The organism is Idiomarina piscisalsi, from assembly GCF_003987095.1.
In the GTDB taxonomy this organism is placed as follows: domain Bacteria; phylum Pseudomonadota; class Gammaproteobacteria; order Enterobacterales; family Alteromonadaceae; genus Idiomarina; species Idiomarina piscisalsi.
The window spans coordinates 725,610-739,475 of record NZ_PIQA01000001.1; the positions used below are offsets into that span (position 1 = coordinate 725,610).

Annotated in this window: 10 protein-coding genes and 2 tRNA genes; 3 read left to right on the top strand and 9 right to left on the bottom strand. The window is 46.7% G+C overall.

Annotated features, from left to right (window positions below):
• Positions 1–7: 7 nt before the first annotated feature.
• The 7 genes from dnaE to dnaQ form a co-directional block, all read right to left on the bottom strand.
• Positions 8–3,484, bottom strand: a complete 3,477-nt coding sequence (gene dnaE, locus CWI73_RS03605; RefSeq protein ID WP_126751583.1) for a DNA polymerase III subunit alpha — start codon at positions 3,482–3,484, stop codon at positions 8–10.
• Positions 3,485–3,560: 76 nt separating this feature from the next.
• Positions 3,561–4,856: an NAD(P)/FAD-dependent oxidoreductase gene (locus CWI73_RS03610; RefSeq protein WP_126751584.1), complete on the bottom strand. Its 1,296-nt coding sequence runs from the start codon at positions 4,854–4,856 to the stop codon at positions 3,561–3,563.
• Between the two features lie 92 nt (positions 4,857–4,948).
• A complete protein-coding gene (locus CWI73_RS03615) occupies positions 4,949–7,126 on the bottom strand; it encodes a M3 family metallopeptidase (protein ID WP_126751585.1) in 2,178 nt (725 codons plus the stop codon).
• A 228-nt stretch (positions 7,127–7,354) separates the two neighbouring features.
• Positions 7,355–7,431 (bottom strand) — tRNA-Asp (locus CWI73_RS03620).
• A gap of 25 nt (positions 7,432–7,456) precedes the next feature.
• Positions 7,457–7,533: transfer RNA gene (locus CWI73_RS03625), tRNA-Asp, on the bottom strand.
• Positions 7,534–7,667: 134 nt separating this feature from the next.
• On the bottom strand, positions 7,668–8,972 hold the full coding sequence (locus tag CWI73_RS03630; protein ID WP_241968814.1) for a TIGR03503 family protein: 1,305 nt from the start codon (positions 8,970–8,972) through the stop codon (positions 7,668–7,670).
• Complete coding sequence (dnaQ, locus tag CWI73_RS03635) at positions 8,957–9,664, bottom strand: DNA polymerase III subunit epsilon (RefSeq protein ID WP_053952470.1); 708 nt, start codon at positions 9,662–9,664, stop codon at positions 8,957–8,959. Before dnaQ ends, CWI73_RS03630 begins: the two co-directional genes overlap by 16 nt.
• Before the next feature lie 51 nt (positions 9,665–9,715).
• Here dnaQ and rnhA point away from each other — a divergent pair, with 51 nt between their 5' ends.
• Positions 9,716–10,189, top strand: a complete 474-nt coding sequence (gene rnhA, locus CWI73_RS03640; RefSeq protein ID WP_126751586.1) for a ribonuclease HI — start codon at positions 9,716–9,718, stop codon at positions 10,187–10,189.
• Between the two features lie 5 nt (positions 10,190–10,194).
• Here the strand turns inward: rnhA and CWI73_RS03645 are convergent, their stop codons facing one another.
• Both CWI73_RS03645 and CWI73_RS03650 read right to left on the bottom strand, forming a co-directional pair.
• Positions 10,195–10,584 carry a rhodanese-like domain-containing protein gene (locus CWI73_RS03645; protein WP_058578834.1) on the bottom strand — a complete coding sequence of 130 codons (390 nt, stop codon included), beginning with the start codon at positions 10,582–10,584 and terminating at the stop codon, positions 10,195–10,197.
• 3 nt (positions 10,585–10,587) lie between these two features.
• Positions 10,588–11,340, bottom strand: coding sequence for a class I SAM-dependent methyltransferase (locus CWI73_RS03650; RefSeq protein WP_126751587.1), 753 nt, complete (start codon positions 11,338–11,340; stop codon positions 10,588–10,590).
• 74 nt (positions 11,341–11,414) lie between these two features.
• Here CWI73_RS03650 and gloB point away from each other — a divergent pair, with 74 nt between their 5' ends.
• Together gloB and CWI73_RS03660 are read left to right on the top strand one after the other, a co-directional pair.
• The gene (gene gloB, locus CWI73_RS03655) at positions 11,415–12,176 is read left to right on the top strand and encodes a hydroxyacylglutathione hydrolase (protein WP_126751588.1); all 762 of its coding nucleotides are present in this window, start codon (positions 11,415–11,417) and stop codon (positions 12,174–12,176) included.
• A 47-nt stretch (positions 12,177–12,223) separates the two neighbouring features.
• Positions 12,224–13,858: a lytic transglycosylase gene (locus CWI73_RS03660; protein WP_126751589.1), complete on the top strand. Its 1,635-nt coding sequence runs from the start codon at positions 12,224–12,226 to the stop codon at positions 13,856–13,858.
• Positions 13,859–13,866: the final 8 nt, after the last annotated feature.

Consider the following 13,866-nt stretch of genomic DNA (forward strand, 5'->3'; position numbering starts at 1 on the left):
ATTTCCTTTAAAATTCGAGTGAAACCTGCTGATTTCCCAGCAAGTTCTGTAATTCGTCTATTAATTCATCCGATGGCGTGACATACCAATTCGCTTCCACTGACAATTCCGCTCTCGCGTAAGACGAGTTATAACGAAGCTTTATTGGACAGGTTCCTTTTGCGTAAGGCTCTAGCACTGTTTCCAGCTTGCCTGCCACACCATTTTCAAGTGCATCTTCCGTCAGCGTTATCGACAAACTACGCAAATAACTCTCACGCGCTTGCTCGATACCCATCACTTCTCTAGCGGTCATTGTATTGCTATTACTAAAGTTATCAAATCTGACCTCACCTTTTACCCACAAAATTCGGTCTTTTTCGAGCAATTCTTGATAACTTTCGTATTCATTGCTGAATAATCGTACATCCATGCGCGCCGTTTTGTCATCTAAGGTCACTATAGCAAAACGCTGACCTCGTTTATTTGTCAGCACGCGAATATCTATAACGAGTCCGGCAATAGCAACGCTTTGATCTTTCGGTGTCGGGCCGACATTAGACAGAGTATTTGACACATAGTGTTTCAACTCACTTCTAAAGCGGTTAATTGGGTGGCCTGTCAGGTAAAGCCCAAGGGTTTCCCGTTCGCCTTCCAGCCACACTGCTTCTGGCCATTGGCGTACCTGCACAAACTCCTGCTCGACCGCTTCAGGCTCGGTAGTCAGCACACCAAACATATCTGACTGACCAATTTGCTCTGCCTGCAAATGCTGCTCTGCCTGGCGAATGGCTTTTTCCAGCGTCGCCATAAGCGCCGCTCGGTGGGGACCTAAATTGTCCATGGCCCCTGCCCGAATTAAGCGCTCCAGCACCCGTTTATTCATTTTCTTCAAGTTCACCCGACAGCAGAAGTCGAATAAGTCTTTGAACGGACCACCGTCATTTCTGGCCTGAATGATTGACTCAATGGGAGCTTCCCCAACACCTTTAATGGCGCCAATGCCGTAAACCACTCGCTGCTGTTCGTCGACCGTGAACTTGTATTCGCCCTTGTTGACGTCTGGCGGCAATAACTTGAGCCCCATTCGCTCACATTCGTCAGCCAGAGTGACAATTTTGTCGGTATTGTCCATATCCGCCGACATAACCGCCGCCATGAACTCAGCGGGATAATGCGTTTTCATCCACAAGGTTTGATAGGAAACTAAGGCATAGGCAGCGGAGTGTGATTTGTTAAACCCGTAGCCTGCGAACTTCTCTACCAAGTCGAAGATCTTCATCGCCAACTCTGGATCAATATTGTTCTTGGCCGCGCCCTCTCGGAATATCTCTCGCTGTTTCGCCATTTCTTCGGGCTTTTTCTTACCCATAGCTCGACGTAAAAGGTCAGCGCCGCCAAGTGTATAACCAGCTAAAACCTGAGCAATTTGCATGACCTGCTCTTGGTACAAAATGACACCGTACGTTGGCTCAAGAATTGGCTGAAGGCTGTCGTGCTGATACTTAACATCAGGATAAGAGATTTCTTCCCGACCATGCTTACGGTCAATGAAGTTATCGACCATGCCCGACTGCAAAGGACCCGGTCGGAACAAAGCAACCAATGCGATAATATCTTCAAAAGAATCCGGCAGCAGCTTCTTAATCAGCTCTTTCATACCGCGGGATTCCAGCTGGAAGACGGCTGTTGTTTCGGCTTTTTTCAGTAGTTTGAAACACGCCGGGTCGGTCAAATCAATGGCCGTTATATCGATAAGCTCTTCACCCGCTTTCTCTTTGCGAACGTTCACCATATCGACAGCCCACTGAATAATGGTCAGTGTTCTTAAGCCTAAGAAGTCAAACTTAACCAAACCGGCCGATTCGACATCGTTTTTATCAAACTGAGTAACCGGGTTCTTGCCTTCATCATCGCAATACAGCGGCGAAAAGTCGGTGATAGTCGTTGGCGAAATAACCACACCACCGGCGTGTTTACCGGCGTTACGGGTAACCCCCTCTAGAATCCGCGCCATATCAATAATAGCTTTAACCTCACCGTCCTGGTCGTACGCTTCACCAAGCTGAGGCTCTATCTCAAACGCTTTTTCCAGTGTCATTCCCGGATCGCCGGGCACTAACTTTGATATGCGATCAACAAAACCGTAAGGATGTCCCAGAACACGCCCTACGTCTCGAATTGCTGCCTTTGCGGCCATAGTACCGAAGGTAATAATTTGTGATACCGCCTCGCGGCCGTACAAATCGGCAACGTGATCAATAACCTCATCGCGGCGATCCATACAAAAATCGACGTCAAAGTCAGGCATTGAAACCCGTTCGGGATTCAGGAATCGTTCGAAAAGCAGGTCAAATTCCAGCGGATCCAGGTCGGTAATTTTTAATGCATAAGCAACTAATGAGCCAGCACCAGAGCCCCGTCCGGGACCAACGGGGATGCCGTTGTCTTTACTCCACTGAATAAATTCCATAACGATAAGGAAGTAGCCAGGAAAGCCCATACCATTAATGACGTTAAGCTCTTCTTTCAGACGCTCGTCATATTCAGGTCGTTTAGCGGCCCGCTCTTCCGGGTCGGGAAATAAAAACTCAAGTCGGTCTTCAAGCCCTTCTTCAGACACCTTAACCAGATAGTCTTCAGTAGTCATATCGCCTGTCGGGAATTTCGGCAGGAAGTATTCACCCAGGCGAACCGTCACATTACAACGCTTTGCAATTTCAACGGTGTTCTCAAGTGCCTCGGGAATGTCAGAGAATAGCTCTGCCATTTCTTCCGGCGTTCTTAAATATTGTTGCGGCGAATACTTTTTCGGACGACGGCGGTCTTCTAACTGATACCCGTCATGAATAGCGACTCGAATTTCGTGCGCGTCAAAGTTTTCTTCTTTTAAAAAGACCACTTCGTTTGTCGCCACCACCGGTAACTGAGTCTCGCCCGCCAGCTTCACCGCTTTATGGAGGTAGTCTTCCTCTTTTGGTCGGCCTGTTCTAATCAGCTCAAGGTAAAAACGGTCGGGAAAATATTCTTGATAGAAGTCCAGTGCGGCGTCGAGCTCTTTATCGTTATTTTTAAGTAAGGCATGACCAATGTCGCCTTCCCGAGCGCCGGAGAGCAGAATAACGCCCTGGTTATGCTCTTTTAGCCAGTCTTTATCGATAACCGGTTTGTCTGCAATGTGCCCTCTCAGGTACGCTTTAGACATCAACTGCGTAATTTGTTGATACCCGTCGTTATCCATTGCCAATGCCGTCAGGCGAAAAATTTCACCCTCCGGATAACTGTGTTGCACCCACAGGTCACAACCTATAATAGGTTTTAACCCCAGCTTATGAGCCGTACCGTAGTAGCGAACCAAGCCACAAAAGTTCATTTGGTCAGTCATGGCCAATGCCGGCATACCTGCGTCAGCTACCGCTTCACAGATAGGGCCAACTTTTGCTAAGCCGTCAACCATGGAGAAGTCGCTATGAATGCGTAAATGGATAAAATTTGGTGCTGTCATTTCGCCGTTTCAGTTTACGTTTTTATTCTAATATCAGACGCCATATTGTGCCTGATGCGACTACTGAAGTATATCGTCAATGCAACTTCAAGCGTGGTTTCACCGCATGATTTAACTTGTCCACCAGCAATATCAAAAACATTTTCCACCAGCCGTGCAATGCCCGCTGATGCATGCGGTACAAGCTCGCGTAAGCCCAACGTGCCAGCGTGCCTTCAATCGACATCGACACACTTTTACTTTGCATTAAATTACCAACGGCAGAAAAACGACTCAGTGAAACTAACGAGCCCCGGTCTTTATAGCGAAACGGCTTAGGCTCACGTCCGCCGTACTCTCGCAAGATATTTTTGTATAAGCACTCTGCCATTTGGTGGGCTGATTGAGCGCGTGGCGGTACCCAGCGTTCGTTATCAATTCGGCAAGCCGCACAGTCGCCAATTGCGTATATTGCGCTATCAGATATCGACTGAAGGTACTCGTTTACCTCAATTTGATTATTCTTTCTGGTGTTTAGGTTCCACGATTGAGTAATATCAGGTGCTCTGACACCCGCTGCCCAAACCATCATATCGGCTCTTACGGGTTCGCCTTCGGATAAGCAAAGCTCGTTTTTCGTTACTTCTTTTACCGGGTTACTCAAAATGACTTCCACACCCAGCTTACGAAGCTTTTTCAGAACCGAGTTCGATAACCGCTCTGGTAATGCGGGTAATAGCCGTTCACCGGCTTCAATCAAACGAACTTTAAAATGGGTTTTATCCAGATGTTTAAGACCATAAATAGACAGGAGTGAGACCGAATGAATAAGCTCGGCGGCCAATTCAACGCCCGTTGCGCCACCGCCGACAATAGCCAACGACAACTCAGCATCTTTTCCGTCTTCTAATGCTTGGTTCACTTTTAAAAATTCATTCAGTAATTCACTATGGAACGCATCGGCTTGCTTTAGTGAGTCCAGAAAATAACAGTTGTCTTGCACACCGGGAGTTCCAAAGTCTGCGGTGACACTGCCAAGGGCTAAAATCAAACGGTCGTAAGGCACGTCCCGTGAGCTTAAAACTTCTTCGCCCTCGTTATTATTAATTGCGGCAAGCGTGACAGTCTTCGCTTCTTTATCCACATACTCCAGAGTACCAATTAAAAACTGAAACCCTTCGCGGGCACTTTGCCCCCGGTAATCAACTTCGGCAAGTCGGGAGTCCAAAGCCCCTGAAGCCACTTCATGAAGTAGTGGCTTCCAAAGATGTGTTGTATTGCGGTCTATCAGGGTAATTTGAGCCTTGCCGTTACGACCCAATTTGCGACCTAACTGTGTTGCTAACTCAAGCCCGCCTGCACCGCCACCAACAATCACAATACGCTCTTTCATTACTTGCCTCGCCTTGTAGATACAAAAAAGCCACTGACGATGATAACGCCAGTGGCTTTTTATAGCGACTATTCAGTCGTAATTATGGCAGATTAATCAATGCTTGGATCTGTCAAACCGCGACGTTCCAACAGTGCTTCAACCGTTGGCTCTTGACCACGCCAGTCGATGTACTGCTGCATTGGGTCTTTGCTGTTCCCCTGAGACAAAATCTCTTTTCGGAATGCTTGACCATTTTCCAGCGTTAAACCACCGTTATTGTTCATGTGTTTGAACGCATCGGCTGCTAGTACTTCACTCCACATGTAAGCATAGTAGCCGGCAGAGTAACCGCCTGCGAAAACGTGTGCAAAGTAAGTTGAACGGTAACGTGGTGGAACCGCTTCAACCAATACACCATTACGCTCCAGTGCTTCTTTCTCAAACGCTTGCACGTCCTTAATTTCAGTACCCGGCTCAACCGTATGGTATTCAAGGTCGAGTAAAGCAGCCGCTACGTACTCTAAAGTATCAAAGCCTTGGTTAAAGTTACGTGCAGCTAATACTTTGTCCAGCAACTCTTGTGGAATTTGTTCGCCCGTTTCGTAGTGCTTTGCAAAGTTATTAATCACTTTTTCATTCAACATCCAATCTTCCTGGAAAGTTGAAGGAAACTCTACATAGTCACGAGATACAGATGTACCCGCTAATGAAGGATAAGTAACATCTGAGAACATACCATGAAGTGCGTGTCCCATTTCGTGGAACATAGTCGATACTTCATCAAAGCTCAGGAACGTAGGTTCGCCCTCAGGAGCTTTGGTAATGTTCATGTTGTTTAGAATAACAGGCTTTTGGTTCATCAGCTCAGACTGAGTACGGAATGAACTCATCCAGGCGCCACCGCGCTTGCTGTCACGAGCGAAGTAGTCGGCATAGAAAAGACCTAAGCTGCTACCGTCAACATCAAACACTTCATAAACTTTGACATCTTCCTGATACACAGGGATGTCGTTACGTTCTTCAAACGTAATACCAAATAGTTCACCCATCGCATAGAAAACACCGTCTTCTAATACACGATTAAACTCGAAGTATTTTTTCACTTCATCAGAATCGAGTGAATACTTCTCAGCACGCACTTTCTCAGCGTAGTAGAACCAGTCCCAAGGCTTCAGTTCGAAATCTTTACCGTCGGCTTCAATCGCGGCCTGAATTTCCGCCGCTTCACGCTCTACATTTGAAACTACCGCAGGCACTAAGTCGCGCAGCATTTTCTTCGCCGCATCAGGGTTACCTGCCATGTTCGTTTCCAGAACATAGTCACCCCAAGAGTTGTAGCCCAAAAGTTGCGCTTTATCAGCACGCAGCTTAACTAACTGTTTAACCAATGGGTTTTGATCGGTTTCCGTGTTGCCAGTACCACGGTTCGCTGACGCTTCCCAAACTTGTTGGCGCAATTCACGGTTTTCCAGCTCCGCTAAGATAGACTGGCGTGTAGTGTTCGTCAGAACAATGGCATATTGGCCTTCTTTATCGCGGCTTTTCGCTGCATTCGCCAGACTCTCAATACGGCTATCACTTAAGCCTGCCAACTTTTCTTTGTCGTCAACAAACACAACGGTTTCTTGGGTCAGCGACATTAAACCATCGCGGAATTCGTTAGTCAGGCTTGAAAGCTGCTCATTGATTTCACGAATTTGCGCTTTCTCATCTTCGTTTAGGAGTGCACCTGAACGAACGAAGTCTTTATAGGTTTCTTCCAGAAGGCGCTTTTCTTCACCATTTAATTCCAGCTCATCGCGCTGTTCGTATAAGGTTTTGATTCGAGCAAACAAGTCTGGGTTTAAGCTAATGTTGTCACCATGAGCCGCCATTTTGGGTGCAAGTTCAGCTTGTAGTTCGCGAATTTGGTCATTCGAGTGTGACGAAGACAAGTTATAGAATACAGAGCTTACACGACCAAGAATTGCGCCAGACTTTTCCATCGCAACAATAGTGTTTTCAAACATTGGTTCTTCAGAGTTGGTCGCAATGGCTTCAATTTCTTCCATATGCTCTTTCATGCCACGCTCAAAAGCAGGCTTGAAGTGTTTAAGCTCAATTGCATCGAAGTCAGGTGCTTGATAAAGCAACGGGCTGGCTTCGAAGAATGGGTTCATTGCTGTCGCTTCCTGGCTGCTTTCAGCTTTCGCAGAGCTGTTTTCAGTATTTGACGGCTTACTCGCATCGCTACAGGCGCCGAGTGATACCGCAGCACCAATTGCAACGGCTAATAATGTTTTACGCATGGATAACTCCCACTGTTTCTTGTCATTGTGATTTTTGTGCCATTACTCTAGCCCTGTATGAGCGCTTGCTCAAGGGGTAAACGTCAAAAAGCCCATTATTAGAGGTAAAAAGCAGAAGGTAGAAACGGCGCCAGAAAACAGGCGATAACAAAGCCGCAAAGGCGGTATTGGGAATATTTCGATAGAAGAAGTGATATTTATCTTGTGCTGATTCGCACTTAAGAAAAATGGCGGAGTGGACGGGACTCGAACCCGCGACCTCCGGCGTGACAGGCCGGCATTCTAACCAACTGAACTACCACTCCGCAAATTTCTTGGGGATGTACTAAATGGCGGAGTGGACGGGACTCGAACCCGCGACCTCCGGCGTGACAGGCCGGCATTCTAACCAACTGAACTACCACTCCGCATCAGTACTGCGTTGAAGTATGTCCCTCAACGCGGCGTGCATATTACGAGTGAGGGACAAATGAGTCAACACTTTTTTTAAAGATTTTTTCTGTTTGTCTGATTTATATTCAGTTTTGCGGTTTTTTGACCACTAAGCGTCATTTTTATCAGTTTTCTTCTTTCTGAACTTAAACCACCATAGCGCAAAAAGGGCGATAGCAATTATCAATACATTCACCATGACAATGATAATTAAGTTCATCATCGCCTGCTTTTCTTTTGCTTGACGCTCTTGTCGTTCTATTTCTCTCTGACGCTCTGCTTCAATGCGCTGCTGCTCTGCTATTTCTGCCGCTGTCGGCTCTGGTGGCGGCGGCTCTGTTGCAATAAAACTAAAGTCATCAAGCCTTGCTTCAAATTGACGCCCGTCCAACGTCGTCGCAAAAATGTCAATGTCAATTAAGTGTTTCCCGAAAGCCAGATTCGCAATGGGCACCTGATAAGGAAATTCATCAACTTGACTAAAGGTAAACTTACGCACTTCGCCATTGGGGAATTGCGTTTCACCATTAACCACCAAACTTTTTGGATCTATTTCTTCATCATTAACGGTGACTTTCAACTGGTGATCATCTTCGACCGCTTCAGACTCAATCACCTCAAAATTCACCGGCAGTGGCTTTACCACCAAAGGACCAAACTCAAAGACTCGCTCATAAAGCGGTGTGGTCATTTCATAGGTTGCCACCCACTGACCGGGCTCAACATCTAGGTTGAAAAAGCCGGTAAACACACCGTCACCAACACGCTCGTCATGACCTCGCCCATTATCCAGGAACTGCGCAACTCGTACCGGTGTTGCCCCAAAGTTATCAAAATCAGCATTATTGGTGCTGATAAAAAGCACGTCGAGCGTCACTGTTTGCCGAAAGCGTGCGGTTTCTACAATTTCTTTACCGTTATATAGTCGCCCCTCGACCTTCAGCTCTTCATTTTGGTAAAGCGGTTCCGGCAACGGGTCGGCCTCGAAACGAATATCGGAAACAACCAATGCTTTGTTTTCTTCGTCGATGCGCCCTGCCGCTTGCCAGGGACCAGGCTGCGGATTTTTAATGCGAATAATGTCGAAGTTTGGATCGGTATACCAAGTTACTTGGTCGGTAGGATAACGACTGTCATACCACTTGCTGCCGTCAGGCTTAATTAATATTAAGGGCTTACTGCCGGGCTCCCGGAAAAATAGCAGGGTAATTTCATCAACATTTTCATCAATTCGAAAGCGCTGACCGTCGATAGGAAGTTTATTGCTCATATCGCCTTCAATCAGCGACATCGCTTTTTTAAGAGCCTCCTCTTTGTCTGACGCGCCAGATGTTTGCTGAACCGCTGTCACCGAGCAGCTAAACAAAAACAGAACCAGTGCAGCCCAACCAAACTGAGTTACGAATCTAGCCACAAACAGCGTCCACCCTCTTCTTTAACTTTATCAAGCCGTTGTTGATGCAATACTTCTTCATCGGCTGATGCACGCAAAACCTTTAGTGGAGGACGGTTTTCAATGGCCTGATGCTGAATTTCACCAGCTACACCTGAAGCTGACTTTTTGTTTTCTGACAAATTAAGGGCTCTTTGCCCGCCAGTCATCATTAAGTAAACGTCAGCCAGTATTTCCGCATCGAGTAGAGCCCCGTGCAGCTCACGCGAGGAGTTGTCGACATCATAAGCACGACATAAAGCGTCCAGGTTGTTTTTCTGGCCCGGGCGCATTTCCCGGGCCAGCTGCAAAGTATCCAATACCGTACTGAAGTCGCTGGTCAAGCCCGGGAAAGGCTTAATTCTCGAAAACTCAGCGTCCATATGCCCGACGTCAAACGGTGCATTGTGAATAACCAGCTGAGCGCCTTTAATAAACTCAATAAAGTCGTCACAAACCTGAGCAAACACTGGTTTATCGATTAAGAAATCGTTGGTAATACCATGAATTTTTATGGCTTCTTCTTCCACCACTCGCTCAGGGTTAATGTATACATGGAAATGATTCCCCGTGAGCTTTCGGTCAATAAGCTCAACACAGCCTATTTCGATAATTCTGTGCCCTTTCTGAGGGTCTATACCCGTGGTTTCCGTATCTAAAACGACCTGACGCATTTAAAATTCCTGATATACTGGCTGAAATCATTCAATATAGTACCAATTAACATGCCCAACTCAAAAACTGTTCACATTTATACTGACGGCTCATGTCTTGGCAACCCGGGGCCCGGCGGTTACGGCATTGTTATGGAATATGGCTCCCATCATAAGGAAATGAGCCAGGGTTATAAGTTAACTACCAATAACCGCATGGAAATGATGGCAACAATTGTAGCTTTAAAAGCACTGAAACGCTCTTGCGATATTGTTTTGTCGACCGACAGCCAGTACGTCAAACAAGGCATTGAACAGTGGATGGCCAAGTGGCGCAAAAACGGTTGGAAAACAGCGGCAAAGAAACCGGTTAAAAACCAGGATCTCTGGGTTCAGTTAGACGAGCAAGTTCAAAACCACAAAATAAAATGGCAATGGGTAAAGGGCCATTCAGGGCACCCTCAAAACGAACGTTGTGATGAGCTGGCCCGCGACGCTGCCAGTCGCGAGCCCTTACTCGAAGATACAGGGTTTAAACCTGAATAGGTGAGTTACTCCCCCGCCACGACTGGACGTTTCTCTTCTTGCCATGCGGTCATGCCGCCGTCAACGCTATAAACGTTATTAAAGCCCATGCGCTCAAGGCTCTCAGCAGCTAACGCTGAGCGCCCACCCGTTTTACAGATAAGATACAGGGGCTTTTCCGATATACGCTCTAATGCGTCATCATACCCAGCAACATCAGGGTGTTGGTTCAGTTGCATTTCCAAAACCCCACGTGGCATATTCACAGCTTCACGAATATGTCCCTGGCTGTATTCGGCAGGTTCGCGCACATCAATCACTCTGGCGCCTTGCTCTATCGCTTTTTGAAGTTCTTCCGTATTCGCTTCCTTTACGTTTGCTTTCGCCTTTCCACACAGCTCTTTTGCCGTAATCATAATTTACCTCTTTGACTTATCTAATTTGAAACTGTCCGATGTCATGGCAGTAGCGGGCTGCTGCCCTGATAAACGCACTTTTCTGCGTGTCGATACCGTATTAATTCGACCAATCAATGTTTGTTTGGTTGCGACCAGTACATAAGCCGCATTAAACACCCTGACTTTTTCACACAGCGAGCTGGACCAATCCAACCCCTGGAACTCCGCTTTATGCAATAAATGAGGAACGAAGTATTCACTGTATTTTACGTCGAACCCCAAAAGCGCCAGCCAATCTTTCATTCTTGCTATTGAAAAATAACGTCCACACCAGGGAAATGGTTTTGCATGACGCACAAAAAAGCCACTGGCTACCGCCGGACTGACCGGGTTAAAACCCATTAGAACCAATACCCCGTCATCGTCCAATACTCTCGTGTACTCTCTTAAAAGTTGGTGGGGATGTTGGTGAAATTCAAGGGTAAAGGGGCTAATTAACGTGTCGACACTGTCGGTTTTTATTGGCAGCTCGGTCAATATGCCTAACATGTCAGCCTGCCCTGATGGCGCCACTGAAACCCTGTCTATATGCTCTTGTTGCTGAAGTTCTGCCCCCAAATTGCCGACAATGACCTGACAGCCTGGCTTCATCTTGCGCTCATAACGGTGCATAACCTCACGGGTTTGCGACTTAATGAACTCTCCGCAGGCCAGACTGCTCCACTGTGTAGGTGTCTTTAACGGAACCTTAGAATATGCCGGTTTAATAAACACTGCGTCATCCTGTATTATGGGAGCATTCTGTCACTATCGCTAACTCATCATAGCTTAGCGTTATCGAGGTTTCTATGCGAGTTCACCCTATTTGTGCGTTTGACGACAATTACATTTGGGCTATTGAGACAAACACAAACGATGGCGTCATTATTGTTGACCCCGGCGAAGCCACTCCGGTTTTTGAATGGCTGAAAGAAAACAATAAAACCATTACCGCTATTTTCGTCACGCACCATCATTATGATCATACTGGCGGTATCGCTGACTTGACTAAAAAATACTCATGTCCGGTTATTGGTCCGCACAACCCAGAGATAAAAACAATTACCCAGGCAGTTCAAGAAGGTGAGCGTTTTTCAATGGCTGGCGTTGACTGGGAAGTGATGGAAACTCCGGGGCACACACTTGATCACATTAGTTTTTACACGCCCGGCTTTCTGTTTTGTGGAGACACGTTATTTTCCGGCGGCTGTGGGCGTATGTTTGAGGGAACGCCTGAGCAATTTAGTCAGTCGTTACTTAAGCTTCGTCAGCTTCCGGGGGATACTCGGGTCTTTTGCGCACATGAATACACACAAGCTAACTTAACTTTCGCCCAAAAAGTGGAACCTGACAACCCGATACTGAAAAGTTATGCCGAAAAGGTCAAAATGCTACGCGAACAAAATGAAATTACTCTACCAAGTACGTTAAACCTTGAGTTAGCGATAAACCCATTCTTACGGTTTGATCAGAAAAGTGTGATGAAAGCGGCTTCGGAACATGCCGGAAGTGTAAAAAATGCCCCTGAGGACGTTTTTTACACTATTAGACAGTGGAAAGATAACGGCTGATTCTTTAAACTTTACCAAGTTTTAACATATTCAGGGTTTTAAAATTCATGGTTATAACAAGAAGCCGCACAACTTGGCTAAAATTAAGTGTACTGACAAGCGCTATCGCTCTTTCAGGATGCCAAAGCACTGGCCTTTTCTTTGCTGAGAAAAAGCAAGAAACTAACCATGAAAAAACCTCTTTAGAGCTGATACCGGTTCCTGAAGAAACGATTGTTACTGCAGAAGCGACAACAAAAAAAGAGCCCGAGCCGGTTCAGTTGACACCGCAGGAACAAGACGACCTGTGGCAGCGTATTCGTCAACAATTGGTGTTTGACGTGCCGAATGTGCAACGAGTCCAAAGTCAACGAAACTGGTACGCCAGTCATCCTGAATATTTAGACCGGGTTGCTAAACGTGCAGAGCCTTATTTACATCTTATCGTTGAAGAATTAGAGCGCCGTGAAATGCCTATTGATCTGGCGCTGTTGCCTATTGTCGAAAGTGCGTTTGACCCGTTCGCCTATTCTCATGGCAGTGCATCCGGTGTTTGGCAATTTATTCCGTGCACAGCCCGTCAATATGGTTTAGATATTAACTGGTGGTACGACGGTCGCCGGGACGTGTTTGCCGCGACCCATGCTGCGCTGGATTATTTAGAAGCCCTCTACCGTTATTTCGACGGCAACTGGATGCATGCTTTGGCCGCTTATAACTCAGGTGAGGGGCGCGTTGGCAATGCAATTCGAAGAAACAAGCGTGCCGGCAAACCAACCGACTTCTGGAACCTGGACTTACCGCGTGAAACTCGCGCTTATGTTCCTAAATTATTAGCCTTGGCAGATATTTTAGCCAATAGCGAGAAGTACGGTATTACCTGGTACCCTATTGAAAATCAGCCAATGCTTGAAGTAGTAGAAGCTCCAGCGCAAATTGACTTAGCCCTCGCGGCCGATATGGCTGATTTGTCATTGGAAGAACTGCACCAATTTAACTCGGGCTATAACCGCTGGGCCACAGCACCTGACGGCCCTCACCGCTTTTTGTTACCGGCTGAAAATGCAGAGCAGTTCAGCCTGGCATTACAAGAGACCGAGCCTAAAGACTGGCTTTCCTGGACGCACCACAAGGTGAAGTCAGGAGAAAGCCTGCTAACGATATCAAAAAAATACAATACTTCTGTCGATGTCATTCAACAGCTTAACGACATTAGCAGCCATATTATTCGCGCCGGTGAGCACTTACTGGTTCCTGTTGCCACCTTAGGCCTTGAAAATTACACCTTGTCGCAAGATCAGCGCCGTGAAAACCGTCAAGATCAAAAACGCGACGGCAAACGTATTGATTATATTGTTCAGTCGGGTGACACTCTCTGGGATATCAGTCGTGCTTATGACGTCAACCTACGAGATCTAGCTCGATGGAATTCAATGGCGCCCGGAGACTACTTAAGACCTGGGCAAGAGCTTGTTGTTTGGACTGAAGCTGAGGCCTCTTCCGTCGTACGTAGTAGTGTTAACAGTATTATTCGAACGGTTAATTACCGCGTACGTTCAGGAGACTCTCTTGCAAGGATAGCTAATAAGTTTAACGTGACCATTCGCCAAATTGAGCAATGGAATAATATTCAACGCAACCGTTACCTGCAGCCTGGACAGATGCTGAGACTGAAAGTAGATGTAACCGAGGTGAGTAGTTGAGGCCCGTT

Excerpts from the sequence above, each read along its gene's own strand:
- dnaE (WP_126751583.1), bottom strand. The coding sequence starts at position 3,484 with ATGACAGCACCAAATTTTATCCATTTACGCATTCATAGCGACTTCTCC.
- CWI73_RS03615 (WP_126751585.1), bottom strand. The coding sequence starts at position 7,126 with ATGCGTAAAACATTATTAGCCGTTGCAATTGGTGCTGCGGTATCACTC.
- CWI73_RS03660 (WP_126751589.1), top strand. The coding sequence starts at position 12,224 with ATGGTTATAACAAGAAGCCGCACAACTTGGCTAAAATTAAGTGTACTG.
- CWI73_RS03610 (WP_126751584.1), bottom strand. The coding sequence starts at position 4,856 with ATGAAAGAGCGTATTGTGATTGTTGGTGGCGGTGCAGGCGGGCTTGAG.
- rnhA (WP_126751586.1), top strand. The coding sequence starts at position 9,716 with ATGCCCAACTCAAAAACTGTTCACATTTATACTGACGGCTCATGTCTT.
- gloB (WP_126751588.1), top strand. The coding sequence starts at position 11,415 with ATGCGAGTTCACCCTATTTGTGCGTTTGACGACAATTACATTTGGGCT.
- CWI73_RS03645 (WP_058578834.1), bottom strand. The coding sequence starts at position 10,584 with ATGATTACGGCAAAAGAGCTGTGTGGAAAGGCGAAAGCAAACGTAAAG.
- dnaQ (WP_053952470.1), bottom strand. The coding sequence starts at position 9,664 with ATGCGTCAGGTCGTTTTAGATACGGAAACCACGGGTATAGACCCTCAG.